The following is a 23,708-nucleotide window of genomic DNA, read 5'->3' as shown; positions in this document are numbered from 1 at the left end:
CCACGGACCTGCCGGGCAGCCGGGCTCTCGCGTGGACTTCACCGTCTCATCACACACCGGGGCCGTACAGGGGCGCGACGGAGGGATTCAGACCGTGGGCCCGTCGGCCGGCCGCCTCCCGGCGTACAGCGTGTACCGGTCGAGCGCCCGCCGCAGCTCCTCGCGCTCGGTGTCGGGCAGTCCGTCGCCCTGGGCGAACGCCAGGATGTGCTCGGCCACGGTCCGCAGCTTGGTGTTGGTGCGCTGCGAGACGTCCCGCAGCACCCGCCAGGCCTCCTCGGGAGCCAGCCGGCCCAGCACCACCACCGCGCCGATGGCCTGGTCGATGACGGCGTGCGAGGTGATGGCGCGTTGCAGCTGCGCGTTCTCCTCCTGCAGTTGCTCGTGCTCGATCGCCAGCTCGGTGACGGACAGCAGACGCAGCGGATGGCGCTTGGATATCGCGAAGAACGCCATGGACTCCCCTCGATGCGTTTACGGGCGCAATGATCTGCTTCCCTCGACACCGCACCGCACACGGCCCGGGCTCCGGCGCGTGCCCCTCTCAGTTCGCGCCCGCCTCGGAGACGTCGGCGGCCCGGTCCGGCGCCGCCGCCTCGGTGAGGTGGTCGTAGGTGTCGGTCACGTCGAGCAGGCGGTCCAGGAAGTCCGGCCGGTTGTCCAGGTGCAGGGTCACGCGGGCCGCCCCGGCGCGCCGCCGGATCATCAGCAGCGCCGCGAGCCCCATCGAGTCGATCCAGGCCAGGTCCGCGCAGTCGAGTCGCAGGTCCTGGCAGGCGGTGCCGGCCGGGCCGGGCGGCACCAGGTGCCCGGTGACGACGTCGACGAGTTCGTCGCCGCTGTCGTAGTCCAGGTCGCCCACGATCCGGACGGTGAGGACGGTGGGCGCGGTCCTCGCGACCGTGACGTCGAACGGGCCGGTCGGGACGGTCATGCGCCGCCCCCGTGAGCGGGAGGGGCGGCGGGGGAGCGGTGGCCGGCGAGGGCGGCGGCGCCCTGCTCCAGCAGCCCGGCGGCGCGGGGGAAGTCGCGCAGCAGCCGGCCGAGGACGTCCAGCCCCGTGGTGAGCGAGTGCACGGGCACGCCGCGCGCGGCGAGGACGTCCGCGGTCCAGACCAGGAAGGTGTCGAAGAGCCGTGCGTCGTCGACGTAGAGGGCCGTGCCGAGGAAGCCGACGATGTGGGCGAGGTCCTCGGCCGTCCGCTCCCGCTGGGCGTCGTCGTACCGCGCCATGGCGGGGAAGCGCTCCTCGAGGTCCGTCAGGGTCTGCTTGACCAGCTGGTGGCGGGAGCGCACGACCAGCGTGTACTCCTGGTCCATCAGATGCGGCAGGTCGTCGACGGCCTGGCGCGAGGCGGCGGAACGCGGCCGCGACGGGCCGGCGGCCAGGACGTCCGCCGCGCCGCGGGCGTCCACCGCCCAGTGGTCCGCGCCCAGGAGCCGCGCGTAGCGGCCGTCGGGCCCGAACGCTGCGCCGCCGGCCAGGACGGTGACCCCGGCGGCCTGGCAGGCGGTGACGGCCGCGTGCGCGGCCGGCAGATGCGTGGGCAGGGACGACGACAGCAGGACCGCCTGCGGGTTGGTGCGGTGCAGGTGGGCGATCAGGTGCGGGGTCGGCGTCTGCGCGCCCAGGTAGTCCACCTGCCAGCCGCGCAACCGCAGTACCTCGGCGACGAGCCGGGCGGGCAGCGCGTGCCACTCCCCGTCCACACAGGTGACCGTCACCCGTCCGCGGGAGACCGGGGCGCGGTCGCGGCCGGCCAGCGCGGCGACGGCGCGCTCGTTGATGGCCGTGGCGGCGTGCTCCTGCGCGACCGTGACGCGGTTGGCCGCCCACTCGGCGCCGACGCGCAGCTGCACACCGCCGATCACGTCGATCAGTACGGTCTCCGCGTCCAGTCCGGAATCGAGGCTGTCGCGGACCGCGTCCACGGCCGCGTACTCGTCGCCGTCGATCACTGCCGCCCACAGCCGCTCCCGGGCCCGGGCGAGCGGCTGCCCGTCCTCCGGCTGCGTGCGCGGTTCCGCTGGGGCTGCGGTCATCCCTTCCTCCTGTGCCGTGTCTCTGTCCCGTCCAGGGGAACGTGGCCGTTGACGATGTGCAGCGGCCCCGACCGCGGGGCGCTGATCGCGACGATCGCCATGTCGTCGTGGCGTCCGCCGCCGAGCCACTGCGCGGCCAGCATCTGCACCCGCTCCACGACCGCGTCGGCCGGCATCCCGCCGCACTCCGACAGCACCTGCCTGAGCCTGCGCTCGCCGAAGAGCTCGCCCCCGAGCGGGCCGCCGCGGGCCTCGGTGATGCCGTCCGTGTACAGCAGGCAGGTGTCGCCGGCGGCGAGGACCGTCTCGGCGCTCTGCGCCGTCACCTTCGGTATCGCGCCGACCAGGGTCCCGTGGGTGGCGGCCTCCTCCACGGTCCCGTTCCTGCGCACGACGAGAGGCGGCGGATGGCCGGCGCTGGTCAGCCGGAGGTGCACCCGTCCGGCGCGACGCCGCGCGGAGGCCAGGACGAGTGTGGCGAAGCGGGTGTGGTGCGAGGTCAGCAGCGCGCTGTTGAGCAGGTTGAGCATCTGCTCGTGGTCGCCGGCCAGGGGCAGCAGCGCGTGCAGCGTGTTGCGGATCTTGCCGGTGAGGACGGCCGCCTCCAGGCCCTTGCCGGCGACGTCGCCCAGCACGACCAGCGACTCCTGGGAGGGATCGCCGCCCGGATGGACGTCGTAGAAGTCGCCGCCGACGCGCTCGGTGTCCTTCGACGGGCGGTAGGCACCCGCGAACTCGACGCCGTGCACCTGCGTCAGGACCGGCGGGAGCAGGTCCCGCAGCAGGGTCGCCGTGATGTCGGCCTGCTCGGCGTACAGGCGGGCGGCGGACAGCGCCGCCCCGGCCCTGGAGGCGAACAGCCGCGCGAAGATCTCCTCGCCCTCGCTGAACGCCGCCTCGGTGGTGGAGCGCAGCAGGACGAGGGCGCCGGCCGGGACGCCGTGCCCCGGCAGCGGGGTGACGATGACGGACCCGAGCGGCCGGGCGAAACCGTCGGGGAGGACCCACGCCGGTATGTCGTCGGGGTTGATCCACCGCGTCGGTACCGGTGGGAAGCCGCGCAGGGCCTCGGCGAGCCCGGGCACCGACGCCGGGTCGATGACACGGTGGGTCCGGGTCACGGGCCCGTCCGCCTGCGCGTGGGTCAGGGGGTGGCGGCGGCCCTGCGCGGGGGCGATCACCACGGCGGCGTCGGCGAGGTGGTCCGCCGCCATACGGGCGGTCACCTCCATGCACCGCGTGACGTTCAGCGACGACAGCAGCGTGCTGGAGATCTCGGCCAGGACGGCGGTGCGCTCCCGCTCGCTGCGCAGGGCCTCCTCGGCCAGCCGGCGGTCGGTGTCGTCGACCAGCCACCACACCACGCCGCCGTCGTCGTCCGGCGTGGGGTGGGCGTCGAAGAGCCGGTCCCCGATGAGGCCCGACCGGTCCCGCGGATCCGTGTCCCCGGCGCCGTCCGTCACCCGGCGGTGCGCCTCGGCGAGCCAGGGCGGTCCCGCGTCCCGGAGCCAGTGGCCGCACTCGACGGCGGGCAGGAGGCTTCTGGCGATCTCGTTGAGGTCGACGACGCCGCCGTCCCGGTCGACCACCAGCACCGGGTACGGGGCACTGTGCCAGGCGGCGCCGACGCTGGGACTCGCGTCGCGCGGGCCGGCGGGGGAGCTCGGTGAAGAAGCCACAAGCGGGGGAACGCGGACCGCGTGCCCCACCACCTCTCTGCTGGGAAAAGTTGCCGAACGGCAACGGTCTCGCACCCGGCGGAGCTTTGCAAGCGGTGGACGGCGCTTCGCCGGTGCAGGGCCCGGCACCGAACGCGTCAGACGTTCGACCGGTCCTCCTCGAGCGGAAAGCCCGGGTTCGTCGTGACCGGCATCCGTCACCGTGGAGGGGATGAACGAATGTGACGGCGCCGCCCGTGCGTCCGAGACCTGTTCCGTCCAGGCCGGCTCCCGGCGGGACGGACGGGAGGTCGTGATCAGGTTCGACCTCGAGTGCGAGCTCGACGTCGACGACGCCCGTGCGACACCGCCCCGGCGCAGGGAGCCGGACACCGTGCACGGCTCGGGCGGCCTGGGGATGGTGCTCGTCGAGCGGCTCGCCACCGGCTACCGGGTCTTCCGCCGTCCGGCGGGCAGGACGGTGCGGGTCGTCCTGGCCTTCCGAACCGGGCGAGGGTGCGGGCAGACCCGGTCCGGCGCACGGAAGCGCCGGTACCGTGCGCGCCCCGCCCCGCCCCGGGAACGGGGCGCCGGGCCCGCGGTCACGGCACCCCGCGCGCGGTCCGTAGAGCTCGGGGCGCGCGCGGGGGCCGCGGGGGCGACGTGACCGCTCCCGGCCGACCTCACCGGCGCGAACGCAGCCTGCCCAGCAGACCCTGCGCCTGCTCGCGGCGACGGGGGTCGGCGGCGGCGCGCCGCACCTGCTCCATCGCCCTGCGCCCCTGGGGACTCCTGGCGAACTCCTTGATCCGTCGCATCACACCCGGCATGGCACTCCTTCCCTTCCGGCGGCCGGCATCCGGCCGCACCCCGACCGCCTACCCGGGAACCCGTCGTCCAGCCGCGGGACGCGCCGGGGTGACCCGTTCGGCGCAGCCCCGCCCGAAGGGGCGACTGAACGGTGCAAAAGTTGATCCCGTTCGTGCGGGCATCGGCGGCGACCCTTCCGGGTACCCAGGCCCCTCCGCTGTGATGACGGCGATCGCCTCGCAGCCCCCACCCCGCGACGCCGGGACGAGTCGAAGGAGCCCACGAGCATGACGGACACAGCAAGCCAGGGCCCCGCCCAGGGCGACGACCGCAAGGTCCTCACCAACCGGCAGGGTCACCCCGTCCACGACAACCAGAACCAGCGCACGGTCGGGGCCCGCGGCCCGGCGACGCTGGAGAACTACCAGTTCCTGGAGAAGATCAGCCACTTCGACCGGGAGCGGATCCCGGAGCGCGTGGTGCACGCCCGGGGCGTGACGGCGTACGGCTACTTCGAGGCGTACGGCGCCTGGGGCGACGAGCCCATCGCGAAGTTCACCCGGGCCAAGCTCTTCCAGGAGCGCGGCAAGCGCACCGACGTCGCCGTCCGCTTCTCCACGGTGATCGGTGGCCGGGACTCCTCCGAGGCGGCCCGCGACCCGCGCGGCTTCGCGGTGAAGTTCTACACCGAGGACGGCAACTGGGACCTCGTGGGCAACAACCTCGCCGTGTTCTTCATCCGGGACGCGATCAAGTTCCCGGACGTCATCCACGCCCTCAAGCCCGACCCGGTGACCTTCGAGCAGCAACCGCGGCGGATCTTCGACTTCATGTCGCAGACGCCCGAGGCGATGCACATGCTCGTCAACCTCTTCAGCCCGCGCGGCATCCCCTCCGACTACCGCCACATGCAGGGCTTCGGCGTCAACACCTACAAGTGGGTGAACGAGGAGGGCCGCACCGTCCTGGTCAAGTACCACTGGATGCCCAAGCAGGGCGTGCGCAGCATGACCGAGGAGGACGCCGCGAACGTCCAGGCGCAGACCCTCGGCCACGCCACCAAGGACCTGTACGAGGCGGTCGAGCGCGGCGAGTACCCGGAGTGGGAACTGGTCGTGCAGATGATGGACGACCACGACCACCCGGAGCTCGACTTCGACCCGCTGGACGACACCAAGACCTGGCCCGAGCAGGACTTCCCGGCCAGGCCCGTCGGCCGGATGGTGCTGGACCGGATGCCGCGGAACTTCTTCGCCGAGAACGAGCAGATCTCCTTCGGCACCGGCGTGCTCGTGGACGGGCTGGACTTCTCCGACGACAAGATGCTGGTGGGCCGCACCTTCTCCTACAGCGACACCCAGCGCTACCGCGTCGGCCCGAACTACCTCCAGCTGCCGGTCAACCAGGCCAAGAACGCCCAGGTGCACACCAACCAGCGCGACGGCCAGATGACGTACCACGTCGACGGCGGCGGCGAGAACCCGATCGTCAACTACGAGCCGTCGATCACCGGTGGTCTCAGGGAGGCCCGGTACCCGAGCCACGACGAGCAGGGTCCGGAGATCCGCGGCCGGCTCACGCGCAAGCGCATCCCGCGCACCAACGACTACCTCCAGGCCGGCCAGCGATATCTGCTGATGGAGCAGTGGGAGCGCGACGACCTGGTGAAGAACCTGGTGAACCAGCTGTCCCAGTGCGACCGGCCCGTGCAGGAGCGGATGGTGTGGCACTTCCTGCTGGCCGAGAACGAGCTGGGCCTGAAGGTGGGGGAGGGGCTCGGCATCAGCCCCGAGGACGTGGCCGGCCTCGAACCCCTGGCGAGCCAGGACCTGACGGACGAGGACCGCAAGCGCCTGTCCAACCTCGGCAACAACCCGCCGCGCGAGGTCGAGGGACTGACCATGACCCACTGCGTGCCCGACGAGCGGCACACGGTGACGCGCTGAACGGCGCACACGAAAGGGGCCGGACGCCGCCCACCTCCCCAGGACGACGGCGTCCGGCCCCTTCGCGTACCGCGTCCGTCTTCCCGCTCCGGCCCGAAGCATTCCTGCCGCCGGGCCGGCGGGCGCGACACCGTCCCCGGACGAGGTCCACGACCGCTCAGCGAGCGGCCAGCAGACCTTCCCGGAGCCGGTGCAGGACCCGGTTGAGCAGGCGCGACACATGCATCTGGGAGATGCCCAGCAACTCCCCGATCTGCGCCTGGGTGAGCTCCTCGACGAAGCGGAGGTGGATGATCCGCCGGTCGCGCTCGCTCAGCCCGGCCAGCAGCGGAGCGAGGCTGTGCAGGTCCTCGACCAGTTCCAGCCCGTCGTCCTCGGTGCCGATGAAGTCGGCCAGGACGCTCTCGCCCTCCTCGCTGCCGGCGACGGCGGCGTCCAGGGACGCGGAGGTGTAGCCGTTCGCGGCCACCATCGCCTCGACGACCTCCCGCTCGGGCAGGTTCATCAGCTCCGCGAGCTCCCGGGCCGTCGGGGTGCGCCCGAGACGGCTGCCCAGTTCCTCGGTGGCCTTCGCGAGCTCCACGCGGGCCTCCTGCAGACGCCGGGGAACGTGCACCGCCCAGGACGTGTCCCGGAAGAACCGCTTGATCTCCCCGACGATGTACGGCACCGCGAACGAGGTGAACTCCACCTCCCGGGTCAGCTCGAACCGGTCGATCGCCTTGATCAGACCGATCATGCCGACCTGGACGATGTCCTCCATCTCCTGCGGCCCGCGGCTGCGGAAGCGGCCGGCCGCGTAGCGGACCAAGGACATGTTCATCTCGATGAGCGTGTTGCGCGTGTACTGGTGGGCGGCTGTGCCCTCCTCCAGCACCGCCAGCCGGTCGAAGAACCGCCGGGACAGCTCCCGCGCGTCGGCCGGAGCCACCTGCGAGGGGTCGGCCACCTCCGGCAGCCCCGCCCGCGCGTGAGCCGCCCGCACCTGTGTGGTCACCGTCATGGCGCCGACCTCCTCGTTGCCGTGTTCCCGTGCGGGTCCGCCCGATGATCATGGGCGGACAACGCCGCCGCGTGTACCCCGTTTCCCGCGTGTCACACCCATCATCCTCCCTCCCGCGGCGGAACCGCACCGCCGCACCCGCGCGGCCGGCCGCCGGCGGAGCGGCGCCCTCCGCGCCTGAACCGGCATGGCCGGGGTAGCAGGGAGCCACACGCGATGGTCGTCGCCGCGCCCCGCAGCCGGGGCGCGGCACCGGATGGACAGGGGTCGGGATGAAGCGGTTGGTTCAGCGGCGGGCAGGCCGGCCGGCGCGCGAGACGGCGGCACGGCGGGCGCGGCACGTACGGGCGCAACTGGGGGTGGCGGCCGACATCGCCATCACGGCGCAGCGGCGCATGCTGGCCGCACGGCTCACCGACCCCCACGACGGCCCCGGGGAGCAGGTCCTGCGGGGGCGGGTCACCGTCGACGACGTCCTGGAGTACGCCCGTCAGCACTTCGGGCTGACCACCGCCTCGCGCGAGACGGCCGCCGCCGTACTGCGGGCCCGCTACGAGCTGCGCGGCGGCCGCTGCGACCTGGACACCGACGCCTACACGGTCTGACCGGCGGGCGCGGGGGAGCCCTCGCCGACGTGCGTGCCACGGTCGCGGCCAGCAGGGTGGGGAGGTGACACGAGCCCAGCGTGCGCGGAAGGAGCAGACCGATGGCGAAGAAGGACTCCGGGGGCGAGAGGAAGCTGTCCAAGGGCGACAAGGTCACCTGGAGCAGTCACGGCGGCGAGGCCGAGGGGACGGTCGAGAAGGAGATCACCGAGCGGACCGAGGCGGCGGGCCGCACCGTGGCCGCCTCGCCCGAAGACCCGCAGTACGAGGTGCGCAGCGACAAGTCCGGCCGCCCGGCCGTGCACAGGCCCTCGGCGCTCAAGAAGAAAAAGAAGTGAGACCTCGCACGTCAGCGGAGGGCCGGCCGCCCGCCCCGCTGCGCGGCGACCCGGGCGCGTCCCCCGCGGGGGCAGTGCACCAGCCGGCCGCCCAGACCCAGCCGCTCCGCCTCCCCGAGGAAGTCGTCGAGAGGGGAGCGGAAGGCCGAGTAGTCGTCGTAGTGGACGGGCAGGACGTGCCGGTAGTCCAGGCGGCGCGCTAGCTCAGCTCCCTGCGCACCGTCCATGGTGACGACGAAGCCGCCGGGAAGACGGGTGCCGCCCAGGTGGAGCACGGCCAGGTCGGCGTCCGGGAAGCGCCGCCCGATCTCCTCCAGCCCGTCGAACAGCAGTGTGTCGCCCGAGACGTACATCCGCAGGCGGACCGGCCCGTCGACGGGACCGAACTCCAGCATGCTGCCCATCACCGGGGGCAGCAGACGTTCGAGCACCGGCTGGAGCGAGTGGCGGCCGGGCAGAGCCGTGACGCGGACCTGGGAGCTCCCGCGGGTGAAGACGCAGCTTTCCCACGTCCGCAGGCCGCCCGCCCGGCCGAAGCCCTGCCAGGTCCGCAGCCGGCGTGCGGCGTGCGGCGTGGTGACGACGGGCACCGACCGGTCCAGGTGCCTTCTGGCCTCACGGTCCCAGTGGTCGCCGTGCAGATGGGACAGGACCACCGCGTCGAGCCGGGGGAGATCCTGCGGGGCCAGGGCCGGCTCGGTGAGCCGGCGGGTCAGCAGCCCGTACCCCAGGTGCGCGTGCTGCCCGGCGTGCAGGAAGTTGGGGTCCGTCAGGAGGGTCAGCTCCCCGTACCGGAGCAGCACCGTCGCGGTGCCGATGAAGTGGAGGTCGATCACGTCGTCGTCGAAGGCGGCCATCGCGGTCCTTGCCCGACGGGACGCAGCCCGTCTGCCGTGTGCCCATCACTGCGCCGTGGGCCCGGAGTACCCCTCGTCCCGGCGCCCCATGCGCACGGCCCGGGAAGCCGGCCTACAGCGCGACTTCGGCGGTGATCTCCTTGCCGCCGGGCAGCCCGGTGACCCTCAGCGCGCGGCTGCAGGAACGCACCAGGTGCAGGCCGTGGCCGCCGACGCGGGACCCGCAGCGCTCATGGACGCGCGGCAGTGCCGGGGAGGTGTCCCGGACGGTGATGCTCAGCCGCTCGCCGTCCGCGGCCAGGACCAGGCCGCAGGGTCCCGGTGCGTGCCGCACGGCGTTGGTGACCAGCTCGCTCACCACGAGCTGCGCCTCCTGCTCGGTACGTGTCGACACCCGCGTGCCGAAGGCGCGGGCCGCCCGGTCGAGCAGGACGTGCACGGCGCGCCGCGCGTCCGCGATGGGGGCCGCGCCGGCGCCGTACGTCGCTCCGTAGCGCAATGCGGTGGCGCGCCGGTCCGTGATCCGCTCGTCCGAAGCCTGTTTCCTGGGCGTGAGAACCATAGAAGTCACCGTCTGGGCTGTGGGGGGTGGTCCGTTCGCGAGGAACGGTGATCGGGAATGGGCTCTTTGCCGGACATTACGGCTACCCGATGTGCCGCGGTTGAAGCCGCCCGGGGCGCACAACGGCGCCGGGCGGCCGCCGGCACGGCCGGTCGTCCCCCTGCCGGCGCGGCGGAAGGGCGCGGGCGGGACCACCGGCGTGCCGGTGCCCGTGCCCGGACCGAGGAGGGCGTGCCGGGCGGGGCGCGCGCACGTTCGGGGGAGCGGGACCCCGCGCCGGCCGGACGTAACGGATCCCACCGCGCGTTCGCGTGTCCCGCCGCGCGAGTGCGCGGGTTTGCCCGCGCCGATCGCGTCAACGGGCACTGTATGGCCCAGTCGACACGAGAGACAGAGTTCAAGTACGCGGCGCCCGCGGCGGGCGACACCGGGTGGCTGCCCGACCTGACCGCCGTGCCCCGGGTCGCCGCCCTCGCCGACCGCGGGGTCCGGGAGCTGGACGCGGTCTACCACGACACCGACGACCTGCGGCTGGCCCGCACCGCGGCCACCCTGCGCCGCAGGACGGGCGGCCCGGACGAGGGCTGGCACCTCAAACTGCCCCTCCCGGACGGCAGCCGTGAGGAGATCCGGGCCCCGCTGTCCGACGAGCTCCCGGACGAGCTGCGGGACCTGGCCCTGTCCCGAACCCGCGGGGCGCCCCTGCGGCCGGTCGTGCGCATCCGCACCACCCGGTCCGTGCGCCACCTCCTGGACGCCGGCGGCGCCGTCCTCGCCGAACTCAGCCTCGACACGGTCCGCGCCGACCCGCTGCGCGCCGAGGGCCGGCCCGCGGTGTGGACGGAGATGGAGGTCGAGCTCGCCGAGGACGGCGACCCCGCGCTGCTCGCGGCTGTCGACACGCTGCTGCGCGAGAACGGCGTCGAGCGCGCGCGGAGCGCGTCCAAGCTGGCCCGCGCCCTGGCCGAGACCACCCCCGGCTCCGGCGACGTCCGCGTGCCCCGGGCCGACGTCCCGGAGGGCTCCGCCGCCGCGCACGTGCTCGCCTACGCGGACGCCCAGGTGCACGCCCTGGTGGGTCTCGACCCCGCCGTGCGGCGCGGCCGGCCCGACACGGTGCACGACATGCGGGTCGCCTGCCGTCGCCTGCTCGGCTGTCTGCGCGCCTACCGGACGGTCCTCGACCCCGGCGCCACCGGCCGCCTCCGCGCCGACCTCAAGTGGCTGGCCGGCGAACTCGGCGCGGAGCGCGACCAGGAGGTGCTGGGCGAGCGCCTGGCGGCGGGCGTCCGGGACCTGCCCGGCGAGCTGGTCCTCGGCCCCGTCGCCGCGCGGCTCACGGCGTGGAACGCGGCGCAGCACGCCGGATCCCACCGCCGCACGCTGGACGCCCTCGCCTCGCCCCGCTACCTGGCCCTGCTGGCCGAGCTGAACCGGCTGGCCACCGACCCGCCGCTGCGGGGCAAGGCCACGCGCGCGCCGGAGAAGGTCATGGCCAAGGCACTGCGGAAGGAGTTCGGCCGGCTGGAGGGACGGATGCGGCGCGCGCTGGAGCTGCCGCCGGGGCCGGACCGCGACGACGCGATCCACCGGGCGCGGAAGGCGGCCAAGCGGCTCCGGTACGCGGCGGAGGCGGCACGTCCCGCTCTCGGCCGGCCGGCGAAACGGCTGGGCCGGCGCGCCAAGGCCGTCCAGCGGGTGGCCGGTGACCACCACGACGGCGTCGTGGCCCGCGGCACGCTCCGCCGGCTGGCCGTCGCGGCGCACGCGGCGGGCGAACCGGGCTTCACCTGGGGCCTGCTGTACGGACAGGAGCGTGCCGCGGCGGCCGGGCGGGAGCAGCGGCTGTCCGCCGAGTGGGAGCGGGCCGCGGACCCCGCCCTGCGCGCCTCCCTCGGCCGCTGAGAGGTCCACGCCCCGGTAGGCGCGCGTCACGGGGTTTGGGGCGGGGCCGCCAGGTGAGCCGTGTGGGGGTGCGGCGGCCGCCCGGGCGGCAGGCGGCGGTCGCGGACGAGTTCGCGGCGACCGGGAGGAGCCTTCGTGGAACTGGACACGTGGGCAGGCGGACACGACGGTGACCCGGAGTGGCAGGGCGAGCCCGCCCCGAGACGCTGGAACGCCCTGTGGGTCACCCTCGTGACCGGGTTCATGAGCCTGCTCGACGTGACCATCGTGGCCGTCGCGCTGCCCTCCCTGCAACGGGACCTGGGCGCCTCGCCGGCGGCCGTGCAGTGGGTCGTCTCCGGATACGCCCTCGCCTTCGCCCTGACCCTGGTGCCGGCCGGCCGCCTGGGCGACGCGATGGGCAGGCGGCGGATCTTCCTGTGGTCGCTCGGCGGCTTCGTCCTCTGCAGCGCCGCGGCGGGCGCGGCCCCCACGATCACCTGGCTCGTCGCGGCGCGGATCCTGCAGGGCGTCTTCGCCGGATGTCTCGCCCCGCAGAACTCCGCCCTGATCCAGCAGCTGTTCCGCGGCGCCGAACGCGGGCGCGCCTTCGGCCTGTTCGGCGGCACGGTCGGCGTCTCCAGCGCGATCGGCCCGGTCACCGGCGGCCTCATCCTCGCCCTGGCGCACGGCTCGCAGGGCTGGCGGTGGATCTTCTACGTCAACGTGCCCATCGGCGCGATCGCGCTGCTCCTCGGCCTGCACTACCTGCCGCGGCTCGGGCCGGGCCGCCGGGAGCGCCTCGACCTTCCGGGCGTGGCCCTGCTCGGCGCGGGGGTGCTGTCCCTGATGCTGCCCCTGGTGTTCGCCGAGTCCGGCGGGCTGGGCCGGCTGTGGTGGCTGTTCCCGGTGGGCGTCGCGCTGCTGGCCGTCTTCGCCCGGTGGGAGCGGCGTGTCGCCGGGCACGAGGGGCACCCGCTGCTGGACCCGCGCCTGGTCACGGACACGTTCGGCTACGCCCCGGGCGCCCTGCTCGCGGCTCTGTACTTCGTCGGGTTCAGCGGGGTGTGGCTGGTGTTCGCCCTGTTCTATCAGAACGGCCTCGGCTACTCCCCGCTGCTCTCCGGGCTGGCTGTGACGCCCTTCGCGATCGGCTCGGCCACCGCCGCCGTGGTGGCGGGACGGCTGGTGGAGCGGCTGGGACGGCTGCTGACCGTCTGCGGACTGGTGGCCGTGGTCGCCGGGCTGGGCGGTACGGCCCTCATCCTGCGCCTCGTCCCCACCGGCTCGGTCGCCTGGATCACCGTGCCCGCCCTGTTCCTCGGCGGTCTGGGCAGCGGCTGCGTCATCTCGCCCAACATCACCATGACGCTGCGGGACGTGCCCGTGCGGATGGCGGGAGCCGCGGGCGGCGCCCTGCAGACGGGGCAGCGGCTCGGCGGGGCGGTGGGCACCGCGGCCCTGCCCGGGCTGTTCTACCTGGTGCTGGGAAGGAGCGGGCACGACTACCGCCTGGCGGTGGCGATCGCCGTGGCGTCCGGTCTCGTGGCCATGCTGGGGGCACTGGCGATCGCGGTCCTGGACTGGCGTCGCGACAGCCCGGACGACTGGCGGCGCCGTCCGTCCGAAGTCCCGCACAGCCGCGCCCACGCCCGGCACGGCTGAGCCGTCCCGGGCGGCGGGCGGCGCCCACGGGGGACGGGGACGGCCACCGGCCACGACCGGGGCCACGTGGTGACCAGCGGCCGTGCGGCTGCGGCCGCCTGCCCACGAGCAAGCCACCGGCACGGGCCGACTCTGCGCGCGGGCGGGCCGCTCCGGACCGGCACGCCTTGCCGGGCCTCACGGCGGCCGGGCCGCCCGGGGGGGCCTCTGCACGGCCGAGCGGTGCCGGCGGCGCCCTCGGTCCGCGACCGGCTCGCCTCCCTGGTCCGCGTGCGGCCGGGTCACCCCGGGACGGCGCGGCCGAGCGGTCGCGCCGGCGGCGCCGCCCCCGATGCGCGACCGGCACGCCTTCCCGGTTCCCACAGCGGCCGGGCGGGGTTTCCCGGCACGGGCCGCCCCGCCCGGCGCGCGAGTCCGGGAGCGGTGCTCACGTGCTCCCCGAATGCGCGAACGTCTCCTCGGTCTGGCGCCGGTGGAGCTCGTCGATCGTGCGCAGCTGCCCCCGGGCCCGTTCGAGCAGCGCGTCGAACTGCGGCGCGTCCAGGCGTTCGTCGTGCTCGGCGAGCTGACGCAGCACCTGCCACGCGCGGCTCTTCCCCGCCACCCCGGCGTACAGGAGCTCCAGCTCCAGCAGGGTGCTCAGCGGGGAGCGCCGGACCAGGCGGCCGTTGCTCTTCAGCCGCCCGGCCCGTTCGCCCAGCCGCCCCGCGTACACCTTGTAGCGCCGGATCGGCACGTCGAGTCCCCGCATGACGGCCAGGAGCGTCCTGCGGTCCCGGGCGATCTCGTCGGCGACCGGCGCCATCGCCTCGCCGACCGCCGAACCCCGGCAGGCCGACACCAGATGGCGGGCCCGCCCGACCCCGGCCGTCGCACCGGCGAGGTGATCATTGAGATAGATGCCGAGCAGTTCGGAACCGGCCCGGCCCGCGAAGTCGGGCAGGAACGGTGCGCGGCGGGACTGGTGGTTCATCGTGCGTCCCTTCTCCTCCTGCGGCCGCGTCCGACGGCACGGGCGCGGCCGCGGCCGGGTCAGGCCGACAGCTTGGCGCTGATGCGGCCGGCCTTGGCGGCGGGGCCCGCGGTCGCGCGGATCGAGCGGCGGACCAGCCGGGCCTCGCGCTGGACACCGCGCGCCGCGTGGCGGCCGCGCCACAGCACGGACGGCGCGCCGGCGGTGTCGTCCGCCGCGATCAGCAGACCGCCGAGCATGGAGAGGTTCTTCAGGAAGTGGATGCGCTGCTGGCCCCGGGAGGAGGGGTCGTCCTCGTCCCAGAAGCGGTGGCCCGCCAGCGTGGTGGGCACGAGGGTGGCGGCCAGGGCCACGGCGGACAGCCGGGGCAGCCGCCCCGTCGCCAGCAGCAGACCCGCCGCGACCTGCACGCCGCCGCTGAGGCGTACGACCTGCTCGGTGCGGTCGGGCAGCGCCGGCACGCGGTCCTTGATGGGCCGGACGACAGGCTCCGCGGCTGGTGCCAGCTCCTGCGGACGCCGTACGGAGTTCAGCCCTCCGACGACGAACATGGAAGCGAGGAGCGGGCGACCGACGACACGCAGCAGACTCATGGCCTCTCCCGGTATCTGGATGGCTATCGGCGGTCGCCGGGTTCCCCGTGTCGTGCCCGGGCATGCGGCGCCCCGGCGCGGACGGCATACCGCGGACCGGCGAGGGCACCCGCCGGTCATGGCGAGAACGCGGCGTTACGCGGTGACGGCCTCCGGGCGATGGTGGGACGAGGACGACGGTCGCTGGCTGCCCTCCGGGGAAGTGCACGCCTGGGAGCAGGGCACGAACCAGACGGTGTGCGGGCTGTCCCTGCACCGGTCGCGCCTGACCCGGTTCGCGGGCGTCGCCTGGCCCGACATCCTGCCGGAGTCGGGCGGCGCGGCGGACGCGGTGGGCCGGGTCTGCCCGCGGTGCGCGTCCGTCGCCGGACGGCACCAGCCGGGTGCCCGCCGCTGGCAGCGGACGAATCCGCGTCCCTGATGACGGACCTGCCCGCTCACCGCGGGTCCCTGCGCCCATCGGCGGGCACGGCGCGACCCTCGTCCTCGCGGACAGCCGGCCCCACGGCGGGACCGGACCCCGTTCGGCGCGGCGCGCGGGGACGCGGGTGGCATCCCGGCGGGCGCTCGGGGCACTCGCGGTGTCATGGACGCCACACGACGCCCCTGGACCGACCAGACCCTCTCCGCCCTGACCGGCGGCTACGCCTGGCTGCCCGCACGCATGCGGGCGAGCACCGACGGGGTGGTATCGACCCGGCTCATGGGCCGGCGCGTCCTCGCCGTGCGCGGACCGGAGGCCGTGCGGTTCTTCTACGACGAGAGCAACGTGCGCCGGCACGGCGCGCTGCCGGAGCCGGTGCGGGGCACCCTGTTCGGCCAGGACGCGGTGCACACCCTCGACGGCGGGCCGCACCGTGAGCGCAAGGAGCTGTTCCTGCCGCTGCTGCAGGCCGACACGGTGGCGGCGGCGGCCGACGAGGTCTGCGCGGCCTGGGACGAGGCGGTGACCACCTGGACGGGACGCTCCCGCGTCGTGCTGTTCGACGAGGCGAGCGTGGTGCTCACCCGGGGGGTGTGCCGCTGGGCCGGCGTCCCCCTCGGTGAGGACGAGGCCGAGCCGGTCGCCCGCGACCTGGTCGCGATGGTCGACGGCTTCGCCACCCTCGGACCGCGCCACTGGCGCGCCCGGCGCGCCCGGGGCCGTCAGGAGGACCGGCTGGCCCGCCTGGTGCGGGAGGTCCGCTCCGGCGACCGGACGGCCCCGGCCGGCTCCATGCTGGAACGGGTGGCCCGGCACCGTGACGGGGCGGGTGAGCCGCTGGACGCCGGGACGGCCGCGGTGGAGCTGCTGAACGTCCTGCGTCCCACGGTCGCCGTCAGCTGGTTCGTCGCCTTCGCCGCGCACGCGCTGCACCGGTGGCCGGAGAACCGCGCGATGCTGCGGGACGGGGACGTCACCCACACCACCGCGTTCGTGCACGAGGTGCGCCGCTTTTACCCGTTCGCGCCCTTCCTCGGCGGCCTGGCCGTCAGGGACCTGGACTGGCGCGGTCACCACCTGCCCGCCGGGGGCTTGGTGGTCCTGGACGTCTACGGGCAACTCCACGACGAGGAACTGTGGGGCGACCCCTACGCCTTCCGTCCCCAGCGCTTCCAGCACCACCCGGCCGAGCGGGACGAGCTGATCCCGCAGGGCGGCGGGGATCCGCGGACCGGCCACCGGTGCCCCGGCGAGGGCGTCACCCTCGGACTGCTCGAAGCTCTCGCGCAGCGCCTCGCTCGGCTGGAGTACCGCGTTGCCGAGCAGGACCTCGCGATCCCGCTGCGCCGCATCCCGACGCGGCCGCGCAGCGGGTTCGTCGTCACCGGCGTACGGCCGGCGGACACCCGCCGCGTGGTCGTGTCCGCGACGGCTGCGGACAGCGGCCGCAACCGCCCCTGAACCGGAGCCCGGCCCGCCGGCGTCAGCCGCCTCAGCCCGGCGGCCGGCCGGGCCGGGTTCGTCGCTTGGTCCGTCCGGGCGGCGCCGGCAGTTCTGAGCCCGGCGGTCGGGCTGGGCCGGGATCGTCCCCCGGGCCTGCCCCAGGTGGGTTTTCTCCCCGTCCGCGGGACCGGCCGTGGTGGCTTCGGGGCCGAGTGCCGTGACCTGCCACGGGTCGCCCCCGTGCGCCCTGCTGCGGACCCGCCTCGCGCCGGGCCGTCCGTGGCTGCGGGGCCGTGCCCCGCGGTGCGGGTGCGGGCCCGGCCGGCCGGTCCGGCGGACGCGCCCATGGGCGGCCCAATCCGCCGTCCGCGCGGGCCGGGCTCGCTAGACAGGAGCGAGCGCGGACGGCGGCCGCGCACCCCCCGAGCGGCCTCGAACAGCAAGGAGCCCCCGTCATGGGACACGGCGGAGACGTCATTCAGGAACTGACCACGGACCACCGCGAGGTGGAGGAGATCTTCGCGCAGATCGAGGCCCTCCCCACCGGCGACAGCCGGCGCAAGGACCTGGCGGACCAGGCCACGATCGAACTGGTCCGCCACTCCGTCGCCGAGGAGATGCACCTGTACCCTGCGGTGCGGCAGCACGTGCGGGACGGCGACGCGATCGCCGACCGCGAGATCCAGGATCACTCGGAGGCCGAGCGGACCATGAAGGACCTGGAGGGCTGCCCGGCCGAGGACCCCCGGTTCGACGAGCTCATGGGCAGGCTCATGCGGCAGATCCGGGAGCACGTGACGGACGAGGAGGAGAACCTCTTCCCCCTGCTGCGGCAGGCCACCGGCCCCGAGGATCTCGAACGGCTGGGCGAGAAGGTCCGGATGGCGAAGAAGACGGCACCGACCAGGCCGCACCCCGCCGCACCGGACACCCCGCCTGCCAACAAGCTCCTCGCACCCGGCGCCGGACTGGTCGACCGGATCCGCGACGCGCTGTCCGGGCGCGGAAAGACCGACTGAGTCCACCGGCGGGCGAAGGGAGGCGGCCACGACCGGAGCGTCCGGGGGTGGCCGCCGCGCTGTCGCCGTCAGGCGGCGAGGGCCTCCTGAAGCGTCGGGTGGCACGGAATGAGCGTGTCCACCCCGACGAGCTGGATCACCCGCGAGACGGCTTCCTGCGGCGCGGCGAGACGCAGCCAGGTCCCGTGCTCCCGGGCGGCCTGGTGGGCGGTGATGAGGGCGTTGATGCCGCTGGAGTCCATGAAGGTCACCCCGCCGAGGTCCACCACCGTGCCCGGCGCGTCGGCCAGGCAGGACAGCAGGATGTCCCTGAGGTGGGCGCTGCCGTCGAGGTCGACCTCTCCCACGGGGGTCACCACCCACGCGCCCCCGTCGGCCCTGGCCCGGGTGATCAGCAGCCGTCCGGGCACCGCAGCTCCCTCGGTGTCTGCCACGCTGTCCTCACTTCTGGTAAATGTCTGGCCATGGCCAACGGGTCGGATGGCTCGATGGTAGGGGTTCGGGACAGGAATCATGGGCCGGTCGGTGAGCACGGGCGGCGCCGTGAGCGTATACGCGGGTGGACACGGCGTGTGAACCCGGGGGTGAGGGCGGACCGCATGGAAGCTGCCACCGGTGGCCGGAAACAAGTGGGCCCCGGCGCCCCCGTGCCGCACATCACCCTGCCCCTGAGCGCCGATCCGGCCTGCATCGCCGAGGCCCGCCGCACCGCCGGCGTCTTCCTCACCCGCCTGCGGACCGACTGCGGCCTGCCCGTCGCCGCCCGGGCGCTCGACGCCACCCGGCTGGTGGTCAGCGAACTGGTCACCAACGCCCTCAAGCACGCGCCCGGCCCGGCCCTGCTGGATCTGCGCCTCAGCGGCGACGCCGTGGCGGTGACGGTGTGGGACTCCTCACCCGTTCTGCCCACACCGCGCCCCGCCGATCCCGACCGGGTCGGTCGGCACGGGCTGGAGATCGTCACGGCCCTCGCCCGGCGCCTCGACGTGCGGCTGGAGCCGGTCGGCAAGCGCGTCACCGCCCGCCTCGCCCTGCTGGGCGGCGAAGCGGGCCCCCCGGGCCCGCCGCACTGATGGAAAGGCCCCGGGAGGCGCGCCCCGGACTCCGGGACGCACCTTCGGAGCTCAGCTGGATGGCGTGACGCGCCTTCGAAGCCGCGGCGCAGCGCGAGGCTTTCCTTCGCAGCAGCGGCTGAGGACCCGCTCGCGTCCACGGGCGTGCGGCCCGCTTCCGGCGGCACTTGTCCCCGCATCGTCCGTCCCCGGCGCCGTTCCCTGGCTCGCGGGCCGCCGCTCGCCGATCTCCTCCACCAGTGCTGCTATGGGTGGCGGAAGAGAAATGTGGTGAAAGGCGACCATGTGTCCGGGTCCAGCAAGGCCGCCGCGGATCGTCTCGGACGAGCCGAGCGCGCGGTCGCCGTGATCGGCACCTCCCTCGACCCCGGCAGGACGGCGGCCGAACTGACCGCGTTCCTGGTCGAGGAGTGCTGCGACACCGCGACCGTCGACCTGTTCACCCCGCAGGCGCGCCACCGCCACCCCGACGGGGCGCTGCAGGCCGTCGCCGTGGCCGGCCGGCGCGACCTCCTCTACGCCCTGGAGACGATGCCACGCGGTGACGTCCGGGTCCGCGCCCTGGACGAGGGCCACCCGATCACCAGGTCCTTCTCCCCGCGTGGCGGCACCAGCCTGGTCGCCGTGTCGGTGCCGCTGCTGGCCGGAAGCCGGGCCTACGGCGTCGTCCTCGGCCTGCGCACCGGCAGCCCCTTCGACGACGAGGAGACCGCGGCCGTCCACTACGCGGCGCGCCTCGCCGCCGCGCACCTGCGCCACGCGGAGGAGCACCGGCAGGCCGGCGCGCGCGTGCGGGACCTGCAGCAGGTCCTGCGCGCCGACCCCGGGCGGCCCCATCCCGACGTCGAGCTGGCCACCCGCTACCTGCCCGTCGGCCGGGGCACGCACGTCGGCGGCGACTGGTGCGAGACGGTGCGCCTGCACCACGGCCGCACCCTTCTCGTCGTCGGCGACGTCATGGGCCACGGCCTGGACGCGGCGGTCGACATGAACGCCTACCGTTCGGTGCTGCGCTACGTCGCCTCCTCGGAGGCCGCACCGCACCTGATCCTGCGCCGGGTCGACAACGCCGTGGCCGAGGAGAGCGGCCGCCGCCCCGCGACCTGCCTGCTCGCCCTGCTCGACCCGGTTCGCGCCTCGGTCTGCCTCGCCGGCGCGGGCCACCTGCCGCCCGCCGTCTTCGCCCGCCGCGGGACGGCCGAACTGGTGCCGCTGCCCGTCGGACCGCCCCTCGGCACCGGTCTCGGCGCCTACCAGCCGTTCAGCAGGCCGCTCACGCCGGACGACACGCTGGTCCTGTTCACCGACGGTCTGGTCGAGCGCCGCGGGGAGGACATCGACACCTCGCTCGGCCGGCTGACCGCCCTGCGCCTGCCCCCCGACCAGAGCGTCGCCGCCCTGCTGGACGACGTCCTCGACCGGCTCGGCGCCGAACACGCCGACGACGACGTCGCCGCCATGGCGGCCCGGCCTCGGCGCCGGCCCTGACCGTGCCGCCGGCAAGCCCGGCCGCGCGGTGCGGCCGCGGCTTCCCCCCGGCTCAGCCCGCGCTCCCGGCCGCGGCGGGGGAGGCCTTCCACAGCGCCCCGGTGAGTCCCACCGGGTTGCCCGGCGGGATCAGTCCGGTGTCCAGCACCGCCGTGGCCAGCGGTTCCAGCAGTGCGGCCAGGCGCAGCGCGCGTTCCCTGCCCAGCGCCGCCCACGGCTGCTCCGCGGCCGCGTCCGTGCGCGCCTCGATCTCCGCCCGGACCGCCGATCCGGCAGCGGTCGGGGTGCCGTCCTCGCCGAGCCACCCCCGCTCGCGCAGCCCTGCCTCGGCCACCCGCCACGCCGTCAGGTCCCACTTGCGGCTCTCGCGCAGCAGCGCGCCGTCCGACTCGCCGGCGGCGCACTTCAGCACCATGGCGTCGACCGGGCCGACGCCGTGGGCGACCAGGGCGGCGACGTGCCCGTCCCCGCGGTGCTCCCGCAGTGTCGTCAGAGCCTGCCAGAGCCTGACGTGCGGCTGCTCCGGGCGGTCGAGTGCCTGGTTGGCGGCGGCGAGCACCCGGCCCGCGGTGCCGGCGGCCGCGGCGGCCTCCCATGCGAGGTCCGCGGCCTCGGTCATCCCCGGGCCGGTGACGACGCCGGGGCCGAACACGCGGGTCATCGCCGCGTCCACCGCCCGCGCGCGGGCCTCGATCACCTCGGGCGGCGCGGCGTACCGCCACGCGTCCGGCAGCGCCCGCGCCACCCGGTCCGGGTGGAAGACGTAGAAGCAGCCGGTGACGACCCGCGCGGGCACGGGACCCAGCGGGGCCGCCCGCATCGCGAAGTAGCCCATCCAGAAGCCGCGCAGGCCGAGCCCGTCCGCCGCCCGGCGGACCTCGGGCGCGAAGTAGACGAGGTCGTGGACCGGTTCGTACCGCTCCCACATCGCACGTGCGAGGACATCGCCCACGCCGATCCTCCCGTCGTTCGCTGTGGCCTTCCCGCACACCCGGTCAGGGCCGGGACAACCGCCCCGCAGCAGCGTGCGTCATGACGGGCGTCATAACAAGGGGCACAACGGTGCTGAGGCCGAAATCCGCAGTAAGCGTCCCCGGAGCGGACGGCGCGGCCGGAGCGGGAGGAGGTCCGCAGCGGTGGAGCGGTCGGGGCCCGGCCGCCGGCGCCGGATCAGTCCTCCCCGCCCTTCGCCCGCAGCAGGAGGACGGCGATGTCGTCGGTGTGCTGCCCCGTGGGCCAGGTGCACCGCACGAGACTGTCGATCAGGGCGTCGAGGTCCTGCCCGTCACTGGCGGCCAGGTGCCGGGCGAGCCGGTTGATGTTCTCGACCGCGTCGGTGCCCGGCACCTCCACGATGCCGTCGGTGTACAGGGCGAGCAGCGCGCCCGGGGGCAGGACGTCGGCGGTCACCGGGTAGTGCACGCCCAGGTCGATGCCCAGCAGCGGCCCGGGCTCCACGTTGACCACCCGCACGTGGCGGCCGTCCCGCAGCAGCGGGGGCATGTGGCCGGCGCTCGCCAGCGTGACCCGGTGGCGGGCGAGGTCGAGATGGACGTACAGACAGGACACCAGCAGGTCGGACTCCAGGTCGGCCAGCATCCGGTTGGCGCAGGACAGCACCTGGTCGGGCGGCGCGCCGGCGGTGGCGTGGGCGTGGATGGCGGTGCGGACCTGCCCCATCAGGGCCGCCGCGCTGATGCTGTGGCCCTCGACGTCGCCGATGACGGCGGCGGCGGTGGTGTCGTCGAGCCGCAGCAGGTCGTAGAAGTCGCCGCCGATCAGCAGGCCGTGGCTGGCGGGCAGGTAGCGTGCCGCCACGTCCAGGCCGGGCAGCGTGGGCAGGCTCCGTGGCAGCAGGACCTGCTGGAGCTCCTGCGCGACCTGGTGCTTGCTGTCGTACAGGCGGGCCCGGTCGAGGGCCTGGGCGATCAGCCCGGCCAGCGACGTCAGGACGGCCCGCTCGTCGGCCGTGAAGCTGTGCGGCTGGTCGTAGGAGAGCACGCAGCAGCCCACCCGCCGCCCGGCGGCGAGCAGCGGCAGGAACGCCCAGGCCTGTTTGTCGCTGATCCGTGAGGCCTGCGGGTAGGCGCGGGCCATCGTGGCCCGGTCGGGGTAGAAGGCGGGGGAGCCGCTGGTGAGGGCCTGGCCTGCCGGGGTGAGGTCGGTGGCCAGCGGCAGGCCGTCGAGGCGGTCGATGACGCCGGGCGCGTAGCCGTGGTACCCGATGATCTTCAGTCGGCCGGCCTCGAGGGAGCACAGCACGAGGTTCTGGGCCCCGAAGGCGGGCAGGATCTGGTCCGAGATCAGATCGGTGAGGTCCCGCACGCCGACGGCCTCGGTCAGCGCCGCGGCCAGGTGGACCAACTGGTACAGGCGGCCGGTCGCGGCGGACGTCGGCCGTGAGGTCTGCACGGGCAGCGGACCGCTCGACGGCTGTTCCGTGCGGGGCGTGATGCGGACGCTGATGCCGCTGGCGTCCGGGTACAGCTCGAAGGTCAGCCAGTGGTCCGGCGGACGCAGCGCCGTGTACGCCAGGGGCGCCCGGCTGACGACCACCGTGCGGTAGTGGTCCTCGTAGACCGGGTCGTCCAGCCAGGGCAGCGACTGCCAGGGCCGGGTGCCGAGCAGCCGCTCGGGCTCGTGGCCGAGCAGCCGGGCCGCGGTCCTGTTGACGAAGGTGATCCGGCCCTCCAGATCGAGCCCGACCGCGCCCTCGGGGAGCCGCTCGGCGTAGTCCGCGGCGGCCACGCGGGTCTGCACGGGGTGACGGCGCGTGGCGAGCGAGACGACCCGGGGCCGGTCGCGCACCTCCGGCGGGCGGGGCGCCTCGTCCAGCAGACGCGCCATCCGGCGGGCGACGGAGGCCATGTGGCCGCGCTCACGGGACGACGGCCCGCGCGGACGGTCGGCCGGCCACATCAGGAGGAGGCCGCCCCAGCAGTGGCGCACGCCCGTCAGCGGCGCCGCCGCCAGAGCGATCCGGTAGGGCAGGACGGCGGCCACCCGCGGGTAGCGGCTGGCCATCTCGGCCTGGCTGCCGATCCACACGAGCCGGTCCTCGTGGATGGCGTCGGTCAGCGGCGCCGGAGCACTCAGCGGCAGCCGGTGCCAGGGCGCGGTGAACTCGACGGGCAGGCCGCACTGCGCCACCAGGCGCAGTACCGGCCGCGCCTCCTCCAGCAGGAACAGGCTGCCGATGGACGCGCCGGTGCCACGTACGGCGTCAGCCAGGGCCGCCGCGAGGGCGTCGTCCAGTGCCCCGTCGGGATCCGGCTTGTCGATCACGGACATGGCGTTCTCCGGTCCGGTGTCGCGGCGGGCACC

The 23,708-nt window shown here is 74.8% G+C and carries 24 protein-coding genes; 11 read left to right on the top strand and 13 right to left on the bottom strand.

The features are described from left to right. Window positions 1-87: 87 nt before the first annotated feature. The 4 genes from ABZ920_RS13580 to ABZ920_RS13565 all read right to left on the bottom strand — a co-directional run bounded on the left by ABZ920_RS13580 (window position 88) and on the right by ABZ920_RS13565 (window position 3,638). Entirely contained in the window at window positions 88-456 is a 369-nt protein-coding gene (locus ABZ920_RS13580; protein ID WP_361502967.1) for an ANTAR domain-containing protein, read from the bottom strand. 88 nt (window positions 457-544) lie between these two features. Beyond that, window positions 545-934 (bottom strand): STAS domain-containing protein, encoded by a 390-nt coding sequence (locus tag ABZ920_RS13575; RefSeq protein WP_361502965.1) that lies wholly within the window; start codon window positions 932-934, stop codon window positions 545-547. Further along, window positions 931-2,043, bottom strand: coding sequence for a cobalamin-dependent protein (locus ABZ920_RS13570; protein ID WP_361502962.1), 1,113 nt, complete (start codon window positions 2,041-2,043; stop codon window positions 931-933). Before ABZ920_RS13570 ends, ABZ920_RS13575 begins: the two co-directional genes overlap by 4 nt. Continuing rightward, a complete protein-coding gene (locus ABZ920_RS13565; protein WP_361503131.1) occupies window positions 2,040-3,638 on the bottom strand; it encodes a GAF domain-containing SpoIIE family protein phosphatase in 1,599 nt (532 codons plus the stop codon). The genes ABZ920_RS13570 and ABZ920_RS13565 overlap by 4 nt, the downstream gene beginning before the upstream one ends. A gap of 295 nt (window positions 3,639-3,933) precedes the next feature. Here ABZ920_RS13565 and ABZ920_RS13560 point away from each other — a divergent pair, with 295 nt between their 5' ends. Continuing rightward, the gene (locus ABZ920_RS13560) at window positions 3,934-4,368 is read left to right on the top strand and encodes a hypothetical protein (RefSeq protein ID WP_361502959.1); all 435 of its coding nucleotides are present in this window, start codon (window positions 3,934-3,936) and stop codon (window positions 4,366-4,368) included. A gap of 16 nt (window positions 4,369-4,384) precedes the next feature. On the opposite strand, the gene ABZ920_RS13555 is transcribed toward ABZ920_RS13560, so the two are convergent. Then, window positions 4,385-4,531: a hypothetical protein gene (locus ABZ920_RS13555; protein ID WP_361502956.1), complete on the bottom strand. Its 147-nt coding sequence runs from the start codon at window positions 4,529-4,531 to the stop codon at window positions 4,385-4,387. Between the two features lie 267 nt (window positions 4,532-4,798). On the opposite strand from ABZ920_RS13555, the gene ABZ920_RS13550 reads away from it, so the two are divergent. After that, a complete protein-coding gene (locus tag ABZ920_RS13550) occupies window positions 4,799-6,457 on the top strand; it encodes a catalase (protein ID WP_361502953.1) in 1,659 nt (552 codons plus the stop codon). Between the two features lie 157 nt (window positions 6,458-6,614). Here the strand turns inward: ABZ920_RS13550 and ABZ920_RS13545 are convergent, their stop codons facing one another. Continuing rightward, window positions 6,615-7,460 carry an RNA polymerase sigma factor SigF gene (locus ABZ920_RS13545; RefSeq protein ID WP_361502950.1) on the bottom strand — a complete coding sequence of 282 codons (846 nt, stop codon included), beginning with the start codon at window positions 7,458-7,460 and terminating at the stop codon, window positions 6,615-6,617. A gap of 272 nt (window positions 7,461-7,732) precedes the next feature. Here ABZ920_RS13545 and ABZ920_RS13540 point away from each other — a divergent pair, with 272 nt between their 5' ends. Further along, window positions 7,733-8,065, top strand: coding sequence for a hypothetical protein (locus tag ABZ920_RS13540; RefSeq protein ID WP_361502947.1), 333 nt, complete (start codon window positions 7,733-7,735; stop codon window positions 8,063-8,065). Window positions 8,066-8,166: 101 nt separating this feature from the next. Further along, window positions 8,167-8,403, top strand: a complete 237-nt coding sequence (locus tag ABZ920_RS13535; protein ID WP_361502944.1) for a DUF2945 domain-containing protein — start codon at window positions 8,167-8,169, stop codon at window positions 8,401-8,403. Window positions 8,404-8,414: 11 nt separating this feature from the next. Here the strand turns inward: ABZ920_RS13535 and ABZ920_RS13530 are convergent, their stop codons facing one another. Both ABZ920_RS13530 and ABZ920_RS13525 read right to left on the bottom strand, forming a co-directional pair. After that, complete coding sequence (locus tag ABZ920_RS13530) at window positions 8,415-9,260, bottom strand: MBL fold metallo-hydrolase (protein ID WP_361502941.1); 846 nt, start codon at window positions 9,258-9,260, stop codon at window positions 8,415-8,417. A gap of 112 nt (window positions 9,261-9,372) precedes the next feature. Beyond that, window positions 9,373-9,822 carry an ATP-binding protein gene (locus ABZ920_RS13525; RefSeq protein ID WP_361502938.1) on the bottom strand — a complete coding sequence of 150 codons (450 nt, stop codon included), beginning with the start codon at window positions 9,820-9,822 and terminating at the stop codon, window positions 9,373-9,375. A 369-nt stretch (window positions 9,823-10,191) separates the two neighbouring features. On the opposite strand from ABZ920_RS13525, the gene ABZ920_RS13520 reads away from it, so the two are divergent. Next, window positions 10,192-11,727: a CYTH and CHAD domain-containing protein gene (locus ABZ920_RS13520; protein ID WP_361502935.1), complete on the top strand. Its 1,536-nt coding sequence runs from the start codon at window positions 10,192-10,194 to the stop codon at window positions 11,725-11,727. A 141-nt stretch (window positions 11,728-11,868) separates the two neighbouring features. After that, window positions 11,869-13,371: an MFS transporter gene (locus ABZ920_RS13515; RefSeq protein ID WP_361503128.1), complete on the top strand. Its 1,503-nt coding sequence runs from the start codon at window positions 11,869-11,871 to the stop codon at window positions 13,369-13,371. 427 nt (window positions 13,372-13,798) lie between these two features. Here the strand turns inward: ABZ920_RS13515 and ABZ920_RS13510 are convergent, their stop codons facing one another. Then, complete coding sequence (locus ABZ920_RS13510) at window positions 13,799-14,344, bottom strand: hypothetical protein (protein ID WP_361502933.1); 546 nt, start codon at window positions 14,342-14,344, stop codon at window positions 13,799-13,801. A 59-nt stretch (window positions 14,345-14,403) separates the two neighbouring features. Continuing rightward, complete coding sequence (locus tag ABZ920_RS13505; RefSeq protein WP_361502930.1) at window positions 14,404-14,937, bottom strand: DoxX family protein; 534 nt, start codon at window positions 14,935-14,937, stop codon at window positions 14,404-14,406. A 118-nt stretch (window positions 14,938-15,055) separates the two neighbouring features. Between ABZ920_RS13505 and ABZ920_RS13500 the strand changes: the two genes are divergently transcribed. From ABZ920_RS13500 to ABZ920_RS13490, 3 genes are all read left to right on the top strand, one after another. Further along, entirely contained in the window at window positions 15,056-15,358 is a 303-nt protein-coding gene (locus ABZ920_RS13500) for a hypothetical protein (protein ID WP_361502927.1), read from the top strand. 165 nt (window positions 15,359-15,523) lie between these two features. After that, the gene (locus ABZ920_RS13495; RefSeq protein ID WP_361502924.1) at window positions 15,524-16,822 is read left to right on the top strand and encodes a cytochrome P450; all 1,299 of its coding nucleotides are present in this window, start codon (window positions 15,524-15,526) and stop codon (window positions 16,820-16,822) included. A 437-nt stretch (window positions 16,823-17,259) separates the two neighbouring features. Then, a complete protein-coding gene (locus ABZ920_RS13490) occupies window positions 17,260-17,823 on the top strand; it encodes a hemerythrin domain-containing protein (RefSeq protein ID WP_361502921.1) in 564 nt (187 codons plus the stop codon). Window positions 17,824-17,891: 68 nt separating this feature from the next. Here the strand turns inward: ABZ920_RS13490 and ABZ920_RS13485 are convergent, their stop codons facing one another. Beyond that, on the bottom strand, window positions 17,892-18,257 hold the full coding sequence (locus ABZ920_RS13485; RefSeq protein ID WP_361502918.1) for an STAS domain-containing protein: 366 nt from the start codon (window positions 18,255-18,257) through the stop codon (window positions 17,892-17,894). A 165-nt stretch (window positions 18,258-18,422) separates the two neighbouring features. On the opposite strand from ABZ920_RS13485, the gene ABZ920_RS13480 reads away from it, so the two are divergent. Both ABZ920_RS13480 and ABZ920_RS13475 read left to right on the top strand, forming a co-directional pair. Then, entirely contained in the window at window positions 18,423-18,896 is a 474-nt protein-coding gene (locus ABZ920_RS13480) for an ATP-binding protein (RefSeq protein WP_361502915.1), read from the top strand. Window positions 18,897-19,166: 270 nt separating this feature from the next. Further along, window positions 19,167-20,384, top strand: coding sequence for a PP2C family protein-serine/threonine phosphatase (locus tag ABZ920_RS13475; RefSeq protein WP_361502913.1), 1,218 nt, complete (start codon window positions 19,167-19,169; stop codon window positions 20,382-20,384). 52 nt (window positions 20,385-20,436) lie between these two features. Here ABZ920_RS13475 and ABZ920_RS13470 read toward each other — a convergent pair whose 3' ends face one another. Then, complete coding sequence (locus ABZ920_RS13470) at window positions 20,437-21,336, bottom strand: hypothetical protein (RefSeq protein WP_361502910.1); 900 nt, start codon at window positions 21,334-21,336, stop codon at window positions 20,437-20,439. A gap of 218 nt (window positions 21,337-21,554) precedes the next feature. Then, window positions 21,555-23,675 (bottom strand): SpoIIE family protein phosphatase, encoded by a 2,121-nt coding sequence (locus ABZ920_RS13465; protein WP_361502907.1) that lies wholly within the window; start codon window positions 23,673-23,675, stop codon window positions 21,555-21,557. Window positions 23,676-23,708: the final 33 nt, after the last annotated feature.

The sequence above is a fragment of the Streptomyces sp. NPDC046831 genome (assembly GCF_040645305.1).
GTDB lineage: Bacteria > Actinomycetota > Actinomycetes > Streptomycetales > Streptomycetaceae > Streptomyces.
This window is presented reverse-complemented; position numbering and strand designations above follow the sequence as displayed.